Genomic DNA, 16,600 nt, shown 5'->3' with positions numbered 1-16,600 from the left:
ATGATTCCCTATTCAATGTCAGTCGGTTATTCGCCGAGCGCGGTCATGACCAGGCGCTCGTTCTCCAGGAAAATCTGTGTTGCCTTGGCCCGGATGCTGTCGGGCAGGGCTTGTTCGATGGTGCGATAAACACCGGCAATCGATACCAGTTCGGCTTCCATGCTGCGCACGAAGATGCGGGCGGCGGTGTTGCCGCGTGCACCCGCCAGGGCGCGGCCACGCAAGGGAGCGTACACATGGATGTCGCCGTCGGCGATGATTTCGGCACCGGCGCTGACCATGGCCAGCACCACCAGATTGGCGCCCTTGGCATAGATCTGCTGCCCGGCACGCACCGGGCGTTCGATCAGCATGGTCGGCGTGACCACGGGTTCCGGGGCACTGGCGGCGATCGCGCGTGGTGCTTCGCTGACCGGGGCGGCGGCAACCGGTTTTTCGCTGCGCGCCAGTTCGCCCAGGTAGGGCAACTGGTGCCGGGTGGCCAGTTCGGCCAGGGCCGGGTCCGGATGGCGCAGGCCAACCACGCGCAGGCCATGCTGGCTGAGCAGGGGCAGCAGGCGGGCCAGGTCGAGCTGTTGCGGTTGCTCGATGCCCTCCAGGTCGAGAATGAAGGCTTCGTCGCGCGCCCCCTGCTGGCCGAAGCGTTGGGCCAGTGCCTGGCCGAGGGCTTCCAGATCGGCGGTGCGCGGAATCAGCGCCAGCACATCCAGGCTGGCAGACTTGATGTCGAATGTATTGTTTGCTGCTTGGCTCATGATGCCTTTGGATAGATTTCTTTTATGGGGGCAGTGTACTGCCTTGCCGGATGCCTTTCAATCAATCTGCAGGATTTGTCTGTCAATTATTGGTGGGTTTTCGGTCGGTGTGCTGCAGGGCAGCAGTCTTGCAATGTCGTTGGCATGGCGTCATATGATTTTCACTTAATGATGTTTGAATGCGAGTGTCGCAAAAATGATGCGAAATTAGTGGCTTGGTGGATTGTGCGCTGCAATATGTTATTGACGTCAGGTTGCCGTGCGCGTAATGTTGGATTGTGCGGTGCAACAATCGCCGGCTCGATGTTCTCGCTGCTGAACTGTCTATCTTACGTAGGAGCTATCCATGTCGTTCAACACTCAGGAATTCTCTGCTATTGGGCAAGCGCAGTTTGACAAAGCTGTGCGCCTGTCCTCCATCGTACTGACCGGCGCCGAGCGCCTGGCTACCCTGCAACTGGATCTGACCCGCAAGCTGCTGGCGGATCAGGCGCAGACTTTCAAGGCCCTGGCCGAAGTGAAAGACCCGAAGGGTCTGGTGGAACTGCAGTCCTCGCTGGCGCAGCCGACCATCGACCAGGCTTTTGCTGTTGCCCGCAATGTCTATGACGCTGCCGTAGCAACCCAGAATGAACTGTCGGCCTTCCTGGAAGAGCAGGTTGCCGAAAACAACAAGACGCTGATCAGCTCGCTGGATCGCCTGGCCAAGAATGCGCCGGCAGGTTCCGATATCGCTGTCAGCGCCCTGAAGACGCTGGTCAACCAGTCCAGCGCTGCGTTCGACAGCGTCTCCAAGACCGCCAAGAAGGTTGGTGCCGAGATCGCCGAAGCCAGCGTTCAGGCTGCGACCAACTCGGCCAAGGCTGCTTCTGCTGCCGTGGCTCGCAATACCAAGAAGCCGGCTGCCTCTGCCGGTGCCTGATCGTCCGCCTGCCGGATAAAAAAACCGCCTTCGGGCGGTTTTTTGTTGTCTGGAACCAGGGTTCAGCCGGCGCCCGGCATCAGTCTGGTGAAAATGGCCTGTTGTGCCTCGCGCTGGGAAAGTGCCAGCACGATCAGTCGTGCCAGGTTGGCGGAGAAGTGTTCCTGTTCGCGCGGCGGATGGCTGAAATGCGCCAATTGTTGCCAGGGGTCTTGCGATTCGGCACCGGTTTCGTCCGGGAATAGTGAGAGATAGTGCTGTGATAGTGCCAGCAGTTTGTCCGCCAGTTGCTGCTGCTGCAGGAAGAATGCCCCCCAGTCCGGGGTGTGCGGCAGCTGGCCGGGCTGTGACCAGCCGGCCTGGCAGGCCAGGGCACATGCCATGGACAGCGCATCGAAGACCTGGGCGGCGAAGCGGGCGCTGGCAGCCGGTCCGGCCGGCAGCCAGGCACCGGCCTGAGGCGCGAGCGCATCCAGCAGTGGCGTCAGTGCATCGCGAGTATCCGGGTCGGTACCGACAAACAGCGCAAAGCCGAACGGTACGCCCAGTGCCTGCCATTGCCCCGCCAGCTCGGCATAGCCCAGACCGGCTTCGCTGCAGTGCGCGGCCATGCGATGGCGTGCCTCGATACTGCCCGGGCCGGTGTCGATCAGCACACTATCCGCCAGCAGTCCGGGGCCTGCCTGCGCCCCGGCAAGGTGGGTGAACGGGTGCTCGCTTTGATGTGCCATGGATACGGCGAAGCCACGGGCTTGCAGTCGGCGGGCGAACCACTGATCATGTTCGGCATTCCCCAGAACGGTGATTTTCACGGTGCACTCACAGGGACAGGGTAGAAGGGGGGCTCGTCCTCCAGCGTAGCAGATAATTGTTCCCCGGGTAGCCGGGGATAAAAAAAACCGGCCAGGGGCCGGTTTCTTTTGCGACGGGGCGGATCAGCCCTTGTAGTTGGCAACGCCGTTCTTGAGTTCGGCGGTGGCATCGTCCAGCGTGCCCCAGCCCTGAACCTTGACCCACTTGCCCTTTTCCAGATCCTTGTAGTGCTCGAAGAAATGCACCATCTGGTTGCGCAGCAGTTCCGGCAGGTCTTCCAGCTTCTGTACGGCCTTGTACATCGGGCACAGCTTCTCGACCGGAACGGCCACGACCTTGGCGTCGATGCCGGATTCATCTTCCATCTTGATCAGGCCCAGGGCGCGACAGCGCACGACCACGCCCGGCGGCAGCGGGAACGGGGTCACGACCAGCACGTCGACCGGGTCGCCATCACCGGACAGGGTGTTCGGTACAAAGCCATAGTTGGCCGGGTAGAACATCGAGGTACCCATGAAGCGGTCGACAAAGATGGCGCCGGAATCCTTGTCCAGTTCGTATTTGATCGGTGCGCCATTGGCGGAGATTTCGATCACGACATTGAAATCGTTCGGCATGTCCTTGCCGGCGGGGATGTGCTTCAGGTCCATCGTCTTCAATCCTTTAGTATTCAACGTTGCTCACGGAAACGATCCCCAGATTATAACCAAGCTTTTCCCTGCTGGGCGAAGCATGCGGCCAAAAACTGCGATCCGCTGAGGTATACTTCGCACATTGTTGCCGGAAAGGACTGACTCCACATGTTCGACAAGCTGATTACCGAATTCGATCAGGGATTGCGTACCCTGTTTGCGCCTGCCCGCAGCGTGCGTCCCCATCCGGATGCCTGCGTGGAGGAGGTCGAGTTGTCGGCGGAGGAAAAGCGCCATGCGCTCGGGCTGATGCGCGTCAATCACTGTGGCGAGATCTGCGCCCAGGCGCTGTATCAGGGCCAGGCGCTGACGGCACGTGACCCGGCTGCGCGGCAGGCCTTGCGCCAGGCCGCGCAGGAAGAAGAAGAACATCTGGCCTGGACCGCGCAGCGTGTCCAGGAGCTCGGCGGCCGGGTCAGTCTGTTCAATCCGCTGTGGTATGGCGGTTCGCTGGCCATCGGCGTGGTGGCCGGTGTGCTGGGGGACAAATGGAATCTCGGTTTTCTCGAGGAAACCGAGCATCAGGTGACGGCCCATCTGGAAGGGCATCTGGCCCAGTTGCCGCCACAGGATGGCAAGAGTCGCGCCATTGTGGCGCAGATGCGGGATGATGAGCGCCGTCATGCCGAGATGGCGCATGATTTCGGTGCGGCACGCCTGCCTTTGCCCGTCCGTCAGGCCATGAAACTCAGCTCGAAGGTCATGACCTCGCTGAGCTATCGCTTCTGAATCCGTGTCCCTCTGCGGCTTGCTGGCTTGCCAGGATTTCGGCGATCAGTAGTTCGCTGGCCTGCGAGTGCGCGGCAAAGCGTGCCTGCAGCAGATGAAATTCGGCCACATAGTCCAGCTCCGGGGTGGGCAGGCGTTTCAGAATGCCGCGCGCCACCCAGTCCTGCGCGTAGTGATCAGGCAGATAGCCGATGAAGGCTTGCGACAGCAGCAGGTGCAGCGTGCCTTCCATATGGGTTGATGCCGCCTGGGCCTGCAAGCCCATGCTCTGGCACAGCGGCGTGACCGGATGGGATTTGCCGCGTCCCGCGATGGGAAAGGCCAGAATGTCGCGTGCACAGGGCTTCTCCAGCCCGAATACCGGATGGCCTGCCGCGGCGTACAATTGCTGGGTTTCGCTGAACAGGGGCTGGTAACTCAGCCCGGGCAGATGCTTTTCACTCGAGGCCACCCCGATATCCAGTTCGCCCTGCAGCAGCAGGGTTTCGATGCGGGTGGCGTCACAGACTTCCAGGGTCAGCGTGACCTTGGGGCATTGCTGGCAGAAGCGGCGCAAGGCGTCGTGCAGCTTGCAGCCCGGGTGCGTGGCGATGTTGTCCGACAGGCCGATGCGGACATGACCGAACGCCACCCGGCGCATTTCGCCCACTTCCTCTTCATAGTGTTCAATGCGCTTGAGCAGATCCAGCGTCGCCTCATAGACCTGCTGTCCCTCGGTCGTCAGCTGAAACCCCTTGCGTCCGCGCAGGCACAGGGTCAGGCCGAGGCGGGTTTCCAGATCGTTCATCTTGGTGCTGATCGCCGACTGGCTCAGACCGAGCTTGGGCTGGGCGGCCGAGAAGCCGCCACAGTCGACGATGCAGACAAACAGACGCAGAAGCCGGATATCGAAATTGTCTAGGCGCATGATGCCGATCTTGGCCCGGGCGCGAGCCAGAATGAGGTCTTGATAAAGCGAATTTAGTGCAAGTATACCTTCTGGATGTCGTCAGAAGTCATGCACTGCAAAGTGCCGGCATAACTGAGCGAGAAGCCCACGCTGTCGCCCACCCGGTAAGGATGGCTGGCATCGCTGACGTCCAGGATCAGGTGGTCACTACTGCCGCCGATGATACGGATGCCGGGGTCCAGCGGGGTGATTTCGCTGAATGACACATCCTGCTTGCCCAGGGCACATAGTGCGCGCTGGCGGATGCCGCGATCTTCAAACACCGGCCTGTGGCCGAAGGCGTCCAGCGCGGTGCTGTTGAGCGGCACCGAGGGCTTGGCTCGGCACTCGATGATTTCGGCTTGCAGCCGCATGGCATCCTGCACCAGGCCGGGAATCGGCAGATCATTCAGGCCAATCCCCATCAGCAGGGAGGCGCCCAGCCGCAACTGATTGATGCCGGACGGCAGCGTGTGGTCCAGCAGCATGAAACTGGCCGCCGAGTTGCAGCCGGAAACGACCGGGCACTCGCACTGCAGTGTTTCGCGAATATGCTGTGCCAGACGAACCAGGCGTTGCTGGTTGTCGACCGACGGGGCGACCCCGCCGTAACAGGCCAGATTGGCGCCAATGCCCGCCAGGCGCAGCCCGGGCAGCTGGCAGGTCAGGCGTGCCAGCTGCAGGGTCTCTTCTTCGTCCCAGCACCCTTCACGCAGATCGCCCAGATCCTGCATGACGATCACCTGATGTTCGCGACGCAGACGGCAGGCGGCCTCGGACAGGGCCTGCAAGGTGACGGCTTCGCTGTTGAGCGAGATCTCGCTGTGCATCACCACCTCGTCGACCTGGTGCAGGGAGGGCAGCCGCAGCAGCAGGCGCGGCAGACCGCTGTCGGCCAGACGCTGCAGGTTGGACAGGCGCGAATCAGCCAGCAGGTCCACGCCGGATTCGCGCAATGCCCGCGCCACTTGGGGGGCTCCACGCATCAGCTTGACCACCGCGGCCAGCTGGATGCCGGCTTCGTGGCAGTGCTGCGCCATCAGGCGGGTGTTATGGCGGATTTTGTCCAGATCGACGCACAGGCAGGGCAGGGAGGTGTGGGGGCTCATGATGGTTTTCCGCTATGCAATGGCAGCAGGTTACGCCGGCCCCCCGGCGGGATAAATTTCGATTTGCGGACTGATACATCATGAAATAATGATGTATTGGCAGAAATGCAAAAAGCTTCTGCCGCAGCAGAAGCTTCTTGTTGAATCTGGCGTCCCCACGGGGAATCGAACCCCGGCCGCCGCCGTGAAAGGGCAGTGTTCTAACCGCTAAACTATAGGGACTGAATTGTGGCGCACCCGGAGCGATTCGAACGCCCGACCCTCTGGTTCGTAGCCAGATACTCTATCCAACTGAGCTACGGGTGCAAAACTGGCGTCCCCACGGGGAATCGAACCCCGGCCGCCGCCGTGAAAGGGCAGTGTTCTAACCGCTAAACTATAGGGACTAAGTCTTAGTGGCGCACCCGGAGCGATTCGAACGCCCGACCCTCTGGTTCGTAGCCAGATACTCTATCCAACTGAGCTACGGGTGCGCTGTAAGAGCAAAGAATTCTAGCGTGATGTAATATCCATGTCAACAAATATAGGATTTTTCTCGATACGGCAGTAAAATGAACCACTTGCGTGCACTGGCACGCGTTTTTTCTGCTGCAGGCCGTTATTTTCCGGAAGACCGATGCCATTTCCCCGCCCATTTGCCATTGTTGACCTCGAAACCACCGGGGGTCATTTGTCGCGTGACCGCATTACCGAGATCGGGATCATCCTGGTCGACGGGGAGCAGGTCGAGCGGTTTTCTTCGCTGGTGAATCCCGGTCAGCCGATTCCGGCTTTTATCCAGAACATGACCGGCATCAGCGATGCCATGGTGGCGCAGGCCCCGGACTTTGCCGATCTGGCGCAGGCCGTGCATCAGCGTCTGTCCGGCAGGCTGCTGATCGCGCATAACGTGCGTTTCGACTATGGCGTGCTGAAAAACGAGTTCAAGCGCCTCGGCATGCGCCTGCAGAATGAGACCCTGTGCACCGTCAAGCTGTCGCGCAAACTCTATCCCGGTCACTACAAGCATAATCTGGATGCCGTCATGGCGCGCCATGGCATTACGCTGCCCGAGCGGCATCGCGCCCTGGCTGATGCCGAGGCGGTTTTCCGCTTCTTGCAGGCCGCCAGTACCGAACAGGGGCGGGACTGTGTCCTGGCCGCGGCCGAAGCGCTGATGGCGCAGAGTGCCCCGCCGGCCGGCATGGATGCCGATACCTTCGATGCCTTGCCGGATGTTCCCGGCGTGTATTGCATTCATGACCGGCATGGCCTGCCACTGTATGTCGGGCAGGATGGCAATATCCGGCGTGGCGTACTGGCACATTACACCCCGGGCAATGGCAAGGTGCTGCAGCTGGGGGAGGAGGCTGGCCGTATTGAGTGGACGGAAACGCTGGGCGAGTTTGGCACGGCGCTGGAATATCTGCTGCAGCTCAAGACCCGCCGTCCGCGTCTGAACCCCAAGGGGCGCATGGCCAGCGAGGTGTGTACCCTGAGCCTGCAGGCGGCGGAAGACGGCTTTGTCCGCGCGGAGATCGTGTCCGGCGCGGCTTTGCTGCCGGACGGTCAGATGCGCCGCTACGGCTTGTTCCGCTCTGCGCGCGAAGCCCGAAAGGCACTGAAGGATCTGGCCGAATCCCAGGGCTTGTGTCAGTGGGTACTGGGAGTCGAGCGGGTCACCAGCCGCAAGGGCCAGCCCTGCGACGGTCGCGGCAAGGGGCGTTGTCAGGGCGCCTGTATTGGCCTTGAGGCTGCTTCAGCGCACAACGCCCGTCTGGTCAAGGCGCTGGAGCGTCTGACGCAGCGCGACTGGCCGCATGCCGGAGCCATTGCCATCGTCGAGCGCGATGAGGTCAGCGGCAAGGCACTTGAGCATCATTTCGATCACTGGTGTTATCTGGGCAGTCGCGAGGCGGGCAGGGGCGGGCCGCTGAGCGGACCGGTGCTGCTCGATCCGGATGTGGTGAAGCTGTTGACGGCATATTTCAGAAGCCCGGCTGCGGGGACGCATGTCGTGGCGCTGGCCTGATGCCGGTCCGGCCGCCGATCAGGTCGACGGCCAGTGCCCGGCAAGGATTTATTCGTGCATGGCGAGGAAGCCGCGCAGACGGGTTTCGATGATGCGCGGGTTTTCCCCGTTGGCGATGGCCACGATGCCTTCCACCACCAGCTCTTTCATCGCCACTTCTCCGGAGATGATGTTCTTCAGCTTGTTGCCGATCGGCAGGAACAGCAGGTTGGCCGAGCCGACCCCATAGACGGTGGCCACGAAGGCCACCGCAATCCCCGCGCCCAGCTTGGACGGGTCAGTCAGGTTTTCCATCACGTGGATCAGGCCGAGTACCGCACCCAGAATCCCCATGGTGGGGGAGTAGCCACCGGCCGACTCCCAGATCTTGGCCGCCTGGCGCCGGGCATGTTCGAACATGGTGATTTCCACTTCCATCACCCCGCGCAGGGTATCCGGCTCACCGCCGTCGACCAGCATCTGCAGGGCCTTGCGTGTAAACGGGTCGCGCTGCATGTTGACGAAGCCTTCCAGCGACAGCAAGCCGCCGCGGCGGGCGCTCTGGCTCCAGTTGATGATCTCGCGGATCATGCTTTCGTGATTGAATGCCGGGGGCGAGATGATCCAGCGCAGCATGCGCAGGCCTGTCATGAACTGCTTGGGAGTACTTTGCAGCATCACGGCACTGAGCGTGCCGCCGATGACGATCATGAAGGCCGTCAGTTGCAGCAGCGAGCCGACGCTGCCGCCCTCCATGGCCTGGCCGGCGATGATGGCGGTGAAACCGCCGATGATGGCGATAATGCTGATCTTGTCCACGAGCCTGATCCGATATTGTTAGTTTTGCTGACTGACCGTGATATTACTGTTATTTACCGTTAAATCCAGTCTTTCAACTTGCTGCGCAGGCGAACGATGGCCTGACTGTGCAACTGGCTGACCCGGGATTCCGATACCCCCAGCACGGCACCGATTTCCTTCAGGTTCAGCTCCTGCTCATAGTAGAGCGCCATCAACAGCTGATCGCGCTCCGGCAACAGGGTAATCGCCTCGATCAGCGACTGGCGGAAATTGACGTCCGACAGGGTCGCCAGCGGGTCGGGGCTGCTGCTGTCCACCAGCGTCGAGATGGCGCCGAGGGCATCCCCGTCCTCGTCGGTAAAGTCTTCGTAGTGCAGCAGGGACAAGCCCTTGCACTCGCCGAGCAGTTCCTGATAGTCAGCCAGCGACAGCGACATTTCCTCGGCGATTTCCGATTCGAGCGGGCTGCGTCCCAGCCGTTGCTCCAGCACGGAGACCGCTTCTTCAATCTGCTTGGCGTGACGCCGTGTCTGGCGTGGCATCCAGTCCTCGCGTCGCAGCTCATCCAGCATGGCGCCGCGTACCCGTTGACTGGCGAAGGTTTCGAATTGCACGCCCTGACCGGGATCAAACTGGCGGGCCGCATCGATCAGGCCGATGATGCCGACCTGAATCAGGTCATCCAGTTCGATGGAGGCCGGCAGGCGCGAGATCAGGATGCCGGCAATCTTCTTCACCATCGGGGCATACTGGGTGATGTCCAGGATCAGATCGCCACCATGTGCGCTGGGGTGATAGCCCGCCGCCACCTTAGACGGCATCGGGTTATTGCTCATCAGACGGCTCCCTCGCTTTCTGCCCAGTCACGCGATGCGGCGATTAGCATATCCATGTAACCAGTACCACTGTGTGTACTGTCTGTTGTATGCCATTGTGGCAGCACTGCAGCCAATTGGGCAAAGGCAATACTGGATTCGCTTTGCGGGAAGGCCTCGATGGAGGGGCGGTGCAGGGCGAGACTGCGGCGAATGGCACTGTCTTCCGGTACGAATCCGACCCAGCGCAAGGCGACGGTGAGAAACTCGCTGGCCACGGCAGACAGGCGGGTAAACAGCTCGCGGGCCTCTTCCAGATGACGGGCCCGATTGACCAGCACGTTGAAACAGGTACGGCCATATTGGCTGGCCAGGCGCTTGATGGTGGCGTAGGCCATGGTCAGCGACTCGGCCTGCGGGGTGAGAATCAGCACCAGATTGTCGGCCACGCATGCCGGTACCGGATCGATGGCCGGATTCGGCGCGTCGATCAGCAGCATCGAGGCATCGCGCTCCATGGCGGCAAACTCGCCGCCAAGGCGCAGCCAGAGCTGGGAAGAAAACAGGGCACGCTCTTCAGGCCGGGCATAGAGATTGACCAGGGTTACCCCCTGGCGCGAGCGCGCCGTCATTTCCTCCAGGCCTCCCATGCTGATGACCTGGGTTTCCAGCGTTGCGGTGGTCGGTACGCCGAGATGGCGGGCGATATGCTGCCCGCTACAGCAATCGATGATCACAGGCTGGCCGCCGGCAAAAGCGGCACCCACGGCCAGCTCGGTGACCAGGGTACTGGTACCGGTGCCTTCCGGACCGAGAAAGGCAAAGCTGGGTGCCCGCTGAGGCTGGGCGTTGAGGCGGCGCAGGCTGGCGGCCTGATCCTGTGGCAGATTCATAGCCAACCTGCCTGTGCGGCGTTGAGGATCTGCATTTCGTCATGCTGCATGGCGAAAGGCGAGTTGCTGTGGGGGGCCTTCAGCGCCCGATCGACCAGGAAGTTGCCGTGTGCGCTGTGCAGGTCTTCCGGAACCCGCTGTCCGTTGGTGACATAGCATACCTTGAGACGGTTGCGGATCACGATGTCCAGGCAGGCGCCCAGCGACACGCTCTCGTCGATCTTGGAGAGAATGCAGCCCGACAGGCCACCCTGGCCCTGATAGTTGCGTACGACATCTTCCAGCGTGTGGCCGTCGGCATTGGCGGCCATCACCAGCACCCGTTCCACCGGGCGGTCCATGGCGGCAAACATGCCGGTCTGTGCGGCGACCCGGGCATCGCGCTGTCCCATGCCGACGGTGTCGATGAAGATGATGTGGCGGGTGGCCAGATCGGCCAGCGTGAGCTGCAGATCGCCTTCGTTCTGGATCGAGAACACCGGAACGCCAAGAATCTTGCCATAGATGCGCAACTGATCCTGTGCGCCGATCCGGTAACTGTCGGTGGTGATCAGTGCGACGTGCTGCGGGCCGAACTTCATCGTGGCGCGCGCGGCCAGCTTGGCGACCGTGGTGGTCTTGCCGACGCCGGTCGGACCGACCAGAGCGAAAATGCCGCCACGATCCATGATCTCGCTGTCGGCATCAATGCAGCGCAGATTGTGCAGCAGGGCGGAGCGCGCCCATTTCAGCGCGGTTTCACCACTGTACTGAGCCGGCAGCTTCTCGATCAGCTGGCGGATCAGTGTCGAAGACAGGCCGGTGGCCAGCAACTGCTTGAACAACTCGATGCGGTTGGGGGCACGGCCCTCCAGATCGGACCAGGCGAAGCTGGCCAGCTGGCTTTGCAGCAGGCTGCGCAGCAGCTTGATTTCGTCGCCGATTTCCTTCAGGTCATTGGCCATGACTGCGGACTCTGCCGCGGCCTCGGCGCTCTGGGCTGGACGGGCGGCCGGCGGTGTGGCCCGCGGTGCGGGAGACGCTGGCGGCGGCGTCGGGGTGGCGAATGTCGGTGCGGGGGCGGCAGCCGGGCGCATCACGGCCGGCTCAGGGCTGACGGCACGCACTTCCGGGCGAGGCGGCGGCGGTGCCGTCATCGGTTCGACCGGCATGGCATAGGTGCGCGCCAGGGCCCGATTGACGGCGGTGCCATGCGTCGGGCTCGGTGCATTGCGTGGCGGGTGCTTGCTCGACGAGGTCGACAGCGTCGTGGCCAGATTGGCGACGTCGGCGTCCGCCACGGCCATGATTTCCACGCCACCGCCCTGTGTCGGGCGATTCGACAGGATCAGGGCATCGGCACCCAGTTCTTCACGAACTTGCCGGAGTGCGTCTCGTGTGGTTTTTCCGAAGTACTTTTTGACCACCATTATTGATTAGCCCTTGCTGCCCCCAATTACGGCAATTATACGAATTGATTTATTATCTGGTATCTCATTATGCGAAATTACTCGCAACTGTGGCAGGGGGCGACGTAAAAAACGTGCCAACAGCGGTCTGAGCGCCGGGGGCGTCAACAGCACCGGGTTGAAGCCCTGTACCTCTGCCTGTTCCGACTCCTGGGCCGCGCTGGCCAGCAGATTCTCTGCCAGCCCGGGCTCCAGCCCGCCTCCCGCCTTGGACTGCACCGCCTGCATCAGGACATTTTCCAGTGCCGGATCCAGTGTCAGCAACGGCAATTCGGTCTCGCCCGGGAACAGTTGCTGCACGATCACCCGTCCCAGTGCCGTCCGCACCGCCGCCGCCAGTTCGTCGATATCCTGTGTCACGGCAATATTGTCGGCCAGCGCTTCCACCACCGAACGCATGTCGCGGATGTGGATGCCGTCGATCAGCAGCTGCTGCAGAACCTTCTGCAGGGTGCCGATCGGTACCACCTTGGGCACCAGATCCTCCACCAGCTTGGGCGAGTCCTTGGCCAGATGATTGACCAGCGCCTGAACTTCCTCGCGGCCGAGCAGCTCGGCGGCATGGGTGTGCAGCAGATTCGAAATGTGGGTGGCGACCACCGTGCTGGTGTCGACCACGGTATAGCCCAGCGCCTGGGCCTCCTCGCGTTTGGCGCTGTCGATCCAGACCGCCGGCAGGCCGAAGGCCGGGTCGGTGGTGGCCAGGCCCTGCATTTCGCCCAGCACCTTACCCGGGTTGATGGCCAGCATCTGGTGGATGAAGGCCTCGCCGCGGCCGATTTCCACGCCTTTGAGCAGGATGCGGTAAGCGTTGGGCTTGATCTCCAGATTGTCGCGGATATGTACGGCCGGAACCAGGAAACCCAGCTCCTGGGCGATCTTCTTGCGTATGCCGCGAATGCGCCGCAGCAGCTCGCCATCCTGATTGCGGTCCACCAGCGGAATCAGCCGGTAACCGACCTCCAGCCCCAGCTGGTCGACATGCTGGACATCGTTCCAGCTGACTTCGGCCACCGGCTGCTCCCGCGCCACACGGCTGGCGGCTTCGGCACGCTGCTCGGCCTGCTGGGTCTGTACCTGACGCTTGCTCATCAGGCGAGACAAGCCGGCCAGCATGGCGGCGATCAGCAGGAAGGCCAGGTGCGGCATATTGGGAATCAGGCCGATCATGCCGATGACCCCGGCCGTAATGTTCAGCACCCGCGGGGTGGAGAACAACTGGCCAAGCAGCATTTCCGACAGATCCTTCTCCGTGCCGACGCGCGACACCACGATACCGGCGGCGGTCGAGATGATCAGGGCCGGAATCTGGGCGACCAGACCGTCACCGATGGTCAGCAGGGTATAGGTATTGGCCGCTTCGCCCGCGGCCAGGTCGTGCTGCACCACCCCGACGATCAGGCCGCCGATGATGTTGATCAGGATGATCATGATGCCGGCGGTGGCATCGCCGCGCACGAACTTGGAGGCACCATCCATGGCGCCGAAGAAATTGGCTTCCTCGGCAATGATGGCGCGGCGCTTGCGTGCTTCGTCTTCACCGATCAGGCCGGCATTCAGGTCGGCGTCGATGGCCATCTGCTTGCCGGGCATGGCGTCCAGGGTAAAGCGGGCACTCACTTCGGCAATCCGGCCAGCACCCTTGGTAATCACCACGAAGTTGATGATGGTGATGATGATGAACACCACGATACCAATGGCCACGTTGCCGCCGACCAGGAAGCGGGCAAACGATTCGATCACCTGGCCGGCGGCATCCGGACCGGTATGGCCATTGAGCAGAATGACCCGGGCCGAGGCGACGTTGAGCGACAGCCGCAACAGCGTGGTGACCAACAGGACGGCAGGGAAGGCCGAGAAGTCCAGCGGTTTGCGCACATTGATGCCGACGAGCAGCACGATGACCGAAACCGCGATGTTGAACGTGAAGAAGATGTCGAGCATCAACGGTGGCAGCGGCAGCACCATCATCGTCAGAATCAGGATGATGAGTACCGGCCCGGCCAGCGAGGCGTAGTTAAAACGTTTTAGTAAATCCAGGAAATTATCCATGCCTGATTATTCGCTCGCACCAGGCGCCGCATGATGGGCACGTTTGCTTTGCGGGTCAAGATCTTCGGGAACCTCGATCTTGTCCGGATAGGCCGGCGCCAGCCCGCCATTGATCTCGTAAAGACGCAGTTGATGCACGTAAGCCAGGACCTGAGCGGCGGCGGCATAGAGCCGGGTCGGAATTTCATCGCCCGGTTCGGTGTTGAAGTACAGGGCGCGGGCAAAGCTGGGTACACGCATGATGGCCACCCGGTTTTCCTTGGCCAGATCAATGATCTTTTCCGCCAGCAGCAGCGACCCCTTGGCCACCACCTGCGGGGCTCTCATTCCTTCTTCGTAAAGCAGAGCAACGGCATAGTGTGTCGGGTTGGTCAGAATCACATTGGCCTTGGGGACGGCCTGCATCATGCGGCGGCGAGCTGCCTCGCGCTGCATCTGTCGCTGCTTGCCCTTGACCTCGGCCGGCAGGTCCTGTTCCTTGAACTCGCGCTTGACCTCTTCCTTGGTCATGCGCAGCTTCTTGTTGTAGCTCCAGATCTGGTAGGGCACATCAATGGCCACCAGCAGCACCATCGCACCGGCGATGATGAGAAAGTTATGCAACATCATGCTGACCAGCTTGGCCAGTCCGGCCTCCAGCGGCATCTGGCCGATGCCGATAATCTCGCTCTTTTGCTTCCACAGGACATTGGTGGCCACCCCGCCGATCAGGATCGACTTGAGAATCGCCTTGAAGGCCTCGGTGAGCGAGTTCATCGACACCATGCGCATCAGGCCGGGCAGCGGGTTGAGCTTGTTGAACTTCGGCTCCAGTGCCTCGGTGGTGAAATTCCATCCGCCAACCAGCATCGGGGCGAACAGGGCGACCAGGAACAGCGCTGCCAGCATTGGCAGCATGGCCCAGATCGCACCGAAGATGGCCTCGCGAAAGTGCAGCATTATCGGGTCGGTGCCGTTGAGCGTGGCATGGTCGAAGGTGAACAGCCGGCGGAACAGCTCGCGCATGAAGGCGTACAGATGCCCGCCCTCGACCATCAGCATGGCAACGCCGGTCATGGTCAGGGCAAAGGTCGTCAGCTCGCGTGAACGCGGAATATTGCCTTGTCCACGCGCCTGTTCCAGCCGTTTACTGGTCGCTGGTTCTGTGCGTTCGAGGTCTGATTCTTCGGCCATCGTCTCGGTTCAAGGCAATCATGAGGATTTTCAACCGGATGTTAGCGTATTTAAGCTATTGGAAGCTACCTGAATAGCCTATGCGCAACCGCCTTCCCGCGACGCTTTCAGTTACAATCAGTGTCATTGCAACCTGTACGGCCTCCTGCCGCCGTGCCCGGACTTTCGAGAAAACATGAAACAGTATCTGGATTTGATGCAGCACGTACTGGCTCACGGTCAGGACAAGTCCGACCGGACCGGTACCGGCACCCGGTCAGTCTTCGGTTATCAGATGCGCTTTGACCTGGCGGAGGGCTTTCCGCTGGTGACCACCAAGAAGCTGCACCTGAAGTCGATCATTCATGAATTGCTGTGGTTCCTGTCCGGCGACACCAATATCCGCTATCTCAAGGAAAACGGGGTGTCGATCTGGGATGAATGGGCCGACGAACAGGGCAATCTGGGCCCGGTTTATGGCTATCAGTGGCGCAGCTGGCCTACCCCGGACGGGGGGGGCATCGATCAGATTGCCAATGTGGTGCGCATGATCCGCGAGACGCCGGATTCGCGCCGCCTGATTGTCTCTGCCTGGAACCCGGCGCTGGTCGACCAGATGGCGCTGCCTCCCTGCCATTCTCTGTTCCAGTTCTATGTGGCCGACGGCAAGCTGTCCTGCCAGCTGTACCAGCGTTCGGCCGACATCTTTCTCGGCGTGCCGTTCAATATTGCCAGTTATGCCCTGCTGACCATGATGGTGGCCCAGGTGTGTGGTCTGCAGCCGGGGGATTTCGTGCACACCCTGGGCGATGCCCACCTCTACAGCAATCATTTCGAGCAGGCGCGTGAACAGTTGTCGCGTACGCCACGGCCCTTGCCGACCATGCGTATCAATCCGGCGGTAACGGATCTGTTTGCCTTCCGCTTCGAGGATTTCACGCTGGAGGGCTATGATCCGCATCCCCACATCAAGGCGCCGGTGGCGGTATGAGCCAGCCGCAACTGACCATGGTGGCCGCGATGGCGGCGGGCCGCGTGATCGGCATCGAGAATCGCCTGCCCTGGCACCTGCCCGAGGATCTCCGGCATTTCAAGGCGCTGACCCTGGGCAAGCCGGTGATCATGGGACGCAAGACCTATGAGTCGATCGGTCGGCCACTGCCTGGGCGGCGCAATATCGTGGTGACCCGCCAGGCTGACTGGCAGGCGCAGGGCGTGGAAGTGGCACATGGCATCGAGCAGGCGCTTGCCCTGGCCGGTGCGGTGCCGGAAGTGTGTCTGATCGGCGGTGCCGAGCTTTATGCCCAGGCTTTACCCTGGGCGGATTGCCTGCAACTGACGGAGATTGAGCTGGAGATCAGCGGGGACGCCTGTTTTCCCGAGTTTCTGTCCCAGGGCTGGCGCGAGGTGCGACGCGAGCCGCAGGTCAGTGCCGATGGCCTGCATTTCGCCTTTGTCGAATACCGCAAATCATCGCGATAAAGCCAACAGCCCGACAGGT

At 61.6% G+C, this 16,600-nt stretch carries 16 protein-coding genes and 4 tRNA genes; 5 read left to right on the top strand and 15 right to left on the bottom strand.

Annotation, left to right across the window (positions count from 1 at the left end; translation table 11 throughout):
- Window positions 1-26 precede the first annotated feature (26 nt).
- Window positions 27-755: a septum site-determining protein MinC gene (minC, locus tag JNO51_RS12305; protein ID WP_215777615.1), complete on the bottom strand. Its 729-nt coding sequence runs from the start codon at window positions 753-755 to the stop codon at window positions 27-29.
- A gap of 346 nt (window positions 756-1,101) precedes the next feature.
- On the opposite strand from minC, the gene JNO51_RS12300 reads away from it, so the two are divergent.
- Window positions 1,102-1,677: a phasin family protein gene (locus tag JNO51_RS12300; RefSeq protein ID WP_215777613.1), complete on the top strand. Its 576-nt coding sequence runs from the start codon at window positions 1,102-1,104 to the stop codon at window positions 1,675-1,677.
- Window positions 1,678-1,739: 62 nt separating this feature from the next.
- Here the strand turns inward: JNO51_RS12300 and JNO51_RS12295 are convergent, their stop codons facing one another.
- Both JNO51_RS12295 and ppa read right to left on the bottom strand, forming a co-directional pair.
- The gene (locus tag JNO51_RS12295; protein WP_215777612.1) at window positions 1,740-2,489 is read right to left on the bottom strand and encodes a 6-phosphogluconate dehydrogenase; all 750 of its coding nucleotides are present in this window, start codon (window positions 2,487-2,489) and stop codon (window positions 1,740-1,742) included.
- A gap of 123 nt (window positions 2,490-2,612) precedes the next feature.
- Window positions 2,613-3,140, bottom strand: coding sequence for an inorganic diphosphatase (gene ppa, locus JNO51_RS12290; RefSeq protein WP_215777611.1), 528 nt, complete (start codon window positions 3,138-3,140; stop codon window positions 2,613-2,615).
- A gap of 150 nt (window positions 3,141-3,290) precedes the next feature.
- On the opposite strand from ppa, the gene coq7 reads away from it, so the two are divergent.
- Window positions 3,291-3,911: a 2-polyprenyl-3-methyl-6-methoxy-1,4-benzoquinone monooxygenase gene (gene coq7, locus JNO51_RS12285; protein ID WP_215777610.1), complete on the top strand. Its 621-nt coding sequence runs from the start codon at window positions 3,291-3,293 to the stop codon at window positions 3,909-3,911.
- On the opposite strand, the gene JNO51_RS12280 is transcribed toward coq7, so the two are convergent.
- From JNO51_RS12280 to JNO51_RS12255, 6 genes are all read right to left on the bottom strand, one after another.
- Window positions 3,883-4,818, bottom strand: coding sequence for a LysR family transcriptional regulator (locus tag JNO51_RS12280; protein ID WP_215777609.1), 936 nt, complete (start codon window positions 4,816-4,818; stop codon window positions 3,883-3,885). The genes coq7 and JNO51_RS12280 overlap by 29 nt on opposite strands.
- 53 nt (window positions 4,819-4,871) lie before the next feature.
- The gene (locus JNO51_RS12275; protein ID WP_215777606.1) at window positions 4,872-5,948 is read right to left on the bottom strand and encodes an alanine/ornithine racemase family PLP-dependent enzyme; all 1,077 of its coding nucleotides are present in this window, start codon (window positions 5,946-5,948) and stop codon (window positions 4,872-4,874) included.
- Between the two features lie 147 nt (window positions 5,949-6,095).
- Window positions 6,096-6,170, bottom strand: a tRNA-Glu gene (locus JNO51_RS12270).
- Window positions 6,171-6,177: 7 nt separating this feature from the next.
- Window positions 6,178-6,254 (bottom strand) — tRNA-Arg (locus tag JNO51_RS12265).
- Window positions 6,255-6,259: 5 nt separating this feature from the next.
- A tRNA-Glu gene (locus tag JNO51_RS12260) sits at window positions 6,260-6,334 on the bottom strand.
- Between the two features lie 10 nt (window positions 6,335-6,344).
- A tRNA-Arg gene (locus JNO51_RS12255) sits at window positions 6,345-6,421 on the bottom strand.
- Window positions 6,422-6,564: 143 nt separating this feature from the next.
- Between JNO51_RS12255 and JNO51_RS12250 the strand changes: the two genes are divergently transcribed.
- Window positions 6,565-7,959 (top strand): exonuclease domain-containing protein, encoded by a 1,395-nt coding sequence (locus tag JNO51_RS12250; protein ID WP_215777604.1) that lies wholly within the window; start codon window positions 6,565-6,567, stop codon window positions 7,957-7,959.
- Window positions 7,960-8,007: 48 nt separating this feature from the next.
- Here JNO51_RS12250 and JNO51_RS12245 read toward each other — a convergent pair whose 3' ends face one another.
- The 6 genes from JNO51_RS12245 to flhB are packed head-to-tail and all read right to left on the bottom strand — an operon-like array spanning window position 8,008 to window position 15,120.
- A complete protein-coding gene (locus JNO51_RS12245) occupies window positions 8,008-8,757 on the bottom strand; it encodes a flagellar motor protein (protein WP_215777603.1) in 750 nt (249 codons plus the stop codon).
- A 59-nt stretch (window positions 8,758-8,816) separates the two neighbouring features.
- Entirely contained in the window at window positions 8,817-9,575 is a 759-nt protein-coding gene (locus JNO51_RS12240; protein ID WP_256444946.1) for an RNA polymerase sigma factor FliA, read from the bottom strand.
- Window positions 9,575-10,447 (bottom strand): flagellar synthesis regulator FleN, encoded by an 873-nt coding sequence (locus JNO51_RS12235; protein WP_215777601.1) that lies wholly within the window; start codon window positions 10,445-10,447, stop codon window positions 9,575-9,577. Before JNO51_RS12235 ends, JNO51_RS12240 begins: the two co-directional genes overlap by 1 nt.
- Complete coding sequence (gene flhF, locus JNO51_RS12230) at window positions 10,444-11,856, bottom strand: flagellar biosynthesis protein FlhF (protein WP_215777599.1); 1,413 nt, start codon at window positions 11,854-11,856, stop codon at window positions 10,444-10,446. The genes JNO51_RS12235 and flhF overlap by 4 nt, the downstream gene beginning before the upstream one ends.
- 6 nt (window positions 11,857-11,862) lie before the next feature.
- Window positions 11,863-13,947 carry a flagellar biosynthesis protein FlhA gene (gene flhA / locus JNO51_RS12225; RefSeq protein ID WP_215777597.1) on the bottom strand — a complete coding sequence of 695 codons (2,085 nt, stop codon included), beginning with the start codon at window positions 13,945-13,947 and terminating at the stop codon, window positions 11,863-11,865.
- 6 nt (window positions 13,948-13,953) lie between these two features.
- On the bottom strand, window positions 13,954-15,120 hold the full coding sequence (flhB, locus tag JNO51_RS12220) for a flagellar biosynthesis protein FlhB (RefSeq protein ID WP_215777595.1): 1,167 nt from the start codon (window positions 15,118-15,120) through the stop codon (window positions 13,954-13,956).
- A 175-nt stretch (window positions 15,121-15,295) separates the two neighbouring features.
- Between flhB and JNO51_RS12215 the strand changes: the two genes are divergently transcribed.
- Window positions 15,296-16,090 carry a thymidylate synthase gene (locus JNO51_RS12215; RefSeq protein WP_215777593.1) on the top strand — a complete coding sequence of 265 codons (795 nt, stop codon included), beginning with the start codon at window positions 15,296-15,298 and terminating at the stop codon, window positions 16,088-16,090.
- On the top strand, window positions 16,087-16,581 hold the full coding sequence (locus tag JNO51_RS12210; protein ID WP_215777591.1) for a dihydrofolate reductase: 495 nt from the start codon (window positions 16,087-16,089) through the stop codon (window positions 16,579-16,581). Before JNO51_RS12215 ends, JNO51_RS12210 begins: the two co-directional genes overlap by 4 nt.
- Window positions 16,582-16,600 lie beyond the last annotated feature (19 nt).

Source organism: Paludibacterium sp. B53371, assembly GCF_018802765.1.
Taxonomy (GTDB): Bacteria; Pseudomonadota; Gammaproteobacteria; order Burkholderiales; family Chromobacteriaceae; genus Paludibacterium.
Note: the sequence above shows the minus strand (reverse complement) of the source record. Positions and strands in the feature narration are given on the sequence as shown.

Coding starts and splice junctions, on each gene's coding strand:
- coq7 (WP_215777610.1), top strand. CDS start 3,291: ATGTTCGACAAGCTGATTACCGAATTCGATCAGGGATTGCGTACCCTG.
- JNO51_RS12250 (WP_215777604.1), top strand. CDS start 6,565: ATGCCATTTCCCCGCCCATTTGCCATTGTTGACCTCGAAACCACCGGG.
- JNO51_RS12235 (WP_215777601.1), bottom strand. CDS start 10,447: ATGAATCTGCCACAGGATCAGGCCGCCAGCCTGCGCCGCCTCAACGCC.
- JNO51_RS12300 (WP_215777613.1), top strand. CDS start 1,102: ATGTCGTTCAACACTCAGGAATTCTCTGCTATTGGGCAAGCGCAGTTT.
- flhA (WP_215777597.1), bottom strand. CDS start 13,947: ATGGATAATTTCCTGGATTTACTAAAACGTTTTAACTACGCCTCGCTG.
- JNO51_RS12210 (WP_215777591.1), top strand. CDS start 16,087: ATGAGCCAGCCGCAACTGACCATGGTGGCCGCGATGGCGGCGGGCCGC.
- flhF (WP_215777599.1), bottom strand. CDS start 11,856: ATGGTGGTCAAAAAGTACTTCGGAAAAACCACACGAGACGCACTCCGG.
- JNO51_RS12215 (WP_215777593.1), top strand. CDS start 15,296: ATGAAACAGTATCTGGATTTGATGCAGCACGTACTGGCTCACGGTCAG.
- minC (WP_215777615.1), bottom strand. CDS start 755: ATGAGCCAAGCAGCAAACAATACATTCGACATCAAGTCTGCCAGCCTG.
- JNO51_RS12240 (WP_256444946.1), bottom strand. CDS start 9,575: ATGAGCAATAACCCGATGCCGTCTAAGGTGGCGGCGGGCTATCACCCC.
- JNO51_RS12280 (WP_215777609.1), bottom strand. CDS start 4,818: ATGCGCCTAGACAATTTCGATATCCGGCTTCTGCGTCTGTTTGTCTGC.
- ppa (WP_215777611.1), bottom strand. CDS start 3,140: ATGGACCTGAAGCACATCCCCGCCGGCAAGGACATGCCGAACGATTTC.
- flhB (WP_215777595.1), bottom strand. CDS start 15,120: ATGGCCGAAGAATCAGACCTCGAACGCACAGAACCAGCGACCAGTAAA.
- JNO51_RS12275 (WP_215777606.1), bottom strand. CDS start 5,948: ATGAGCCCCCACACCTCCCTGCCCTGCCTGTGCGTCGATCTGGACAAA.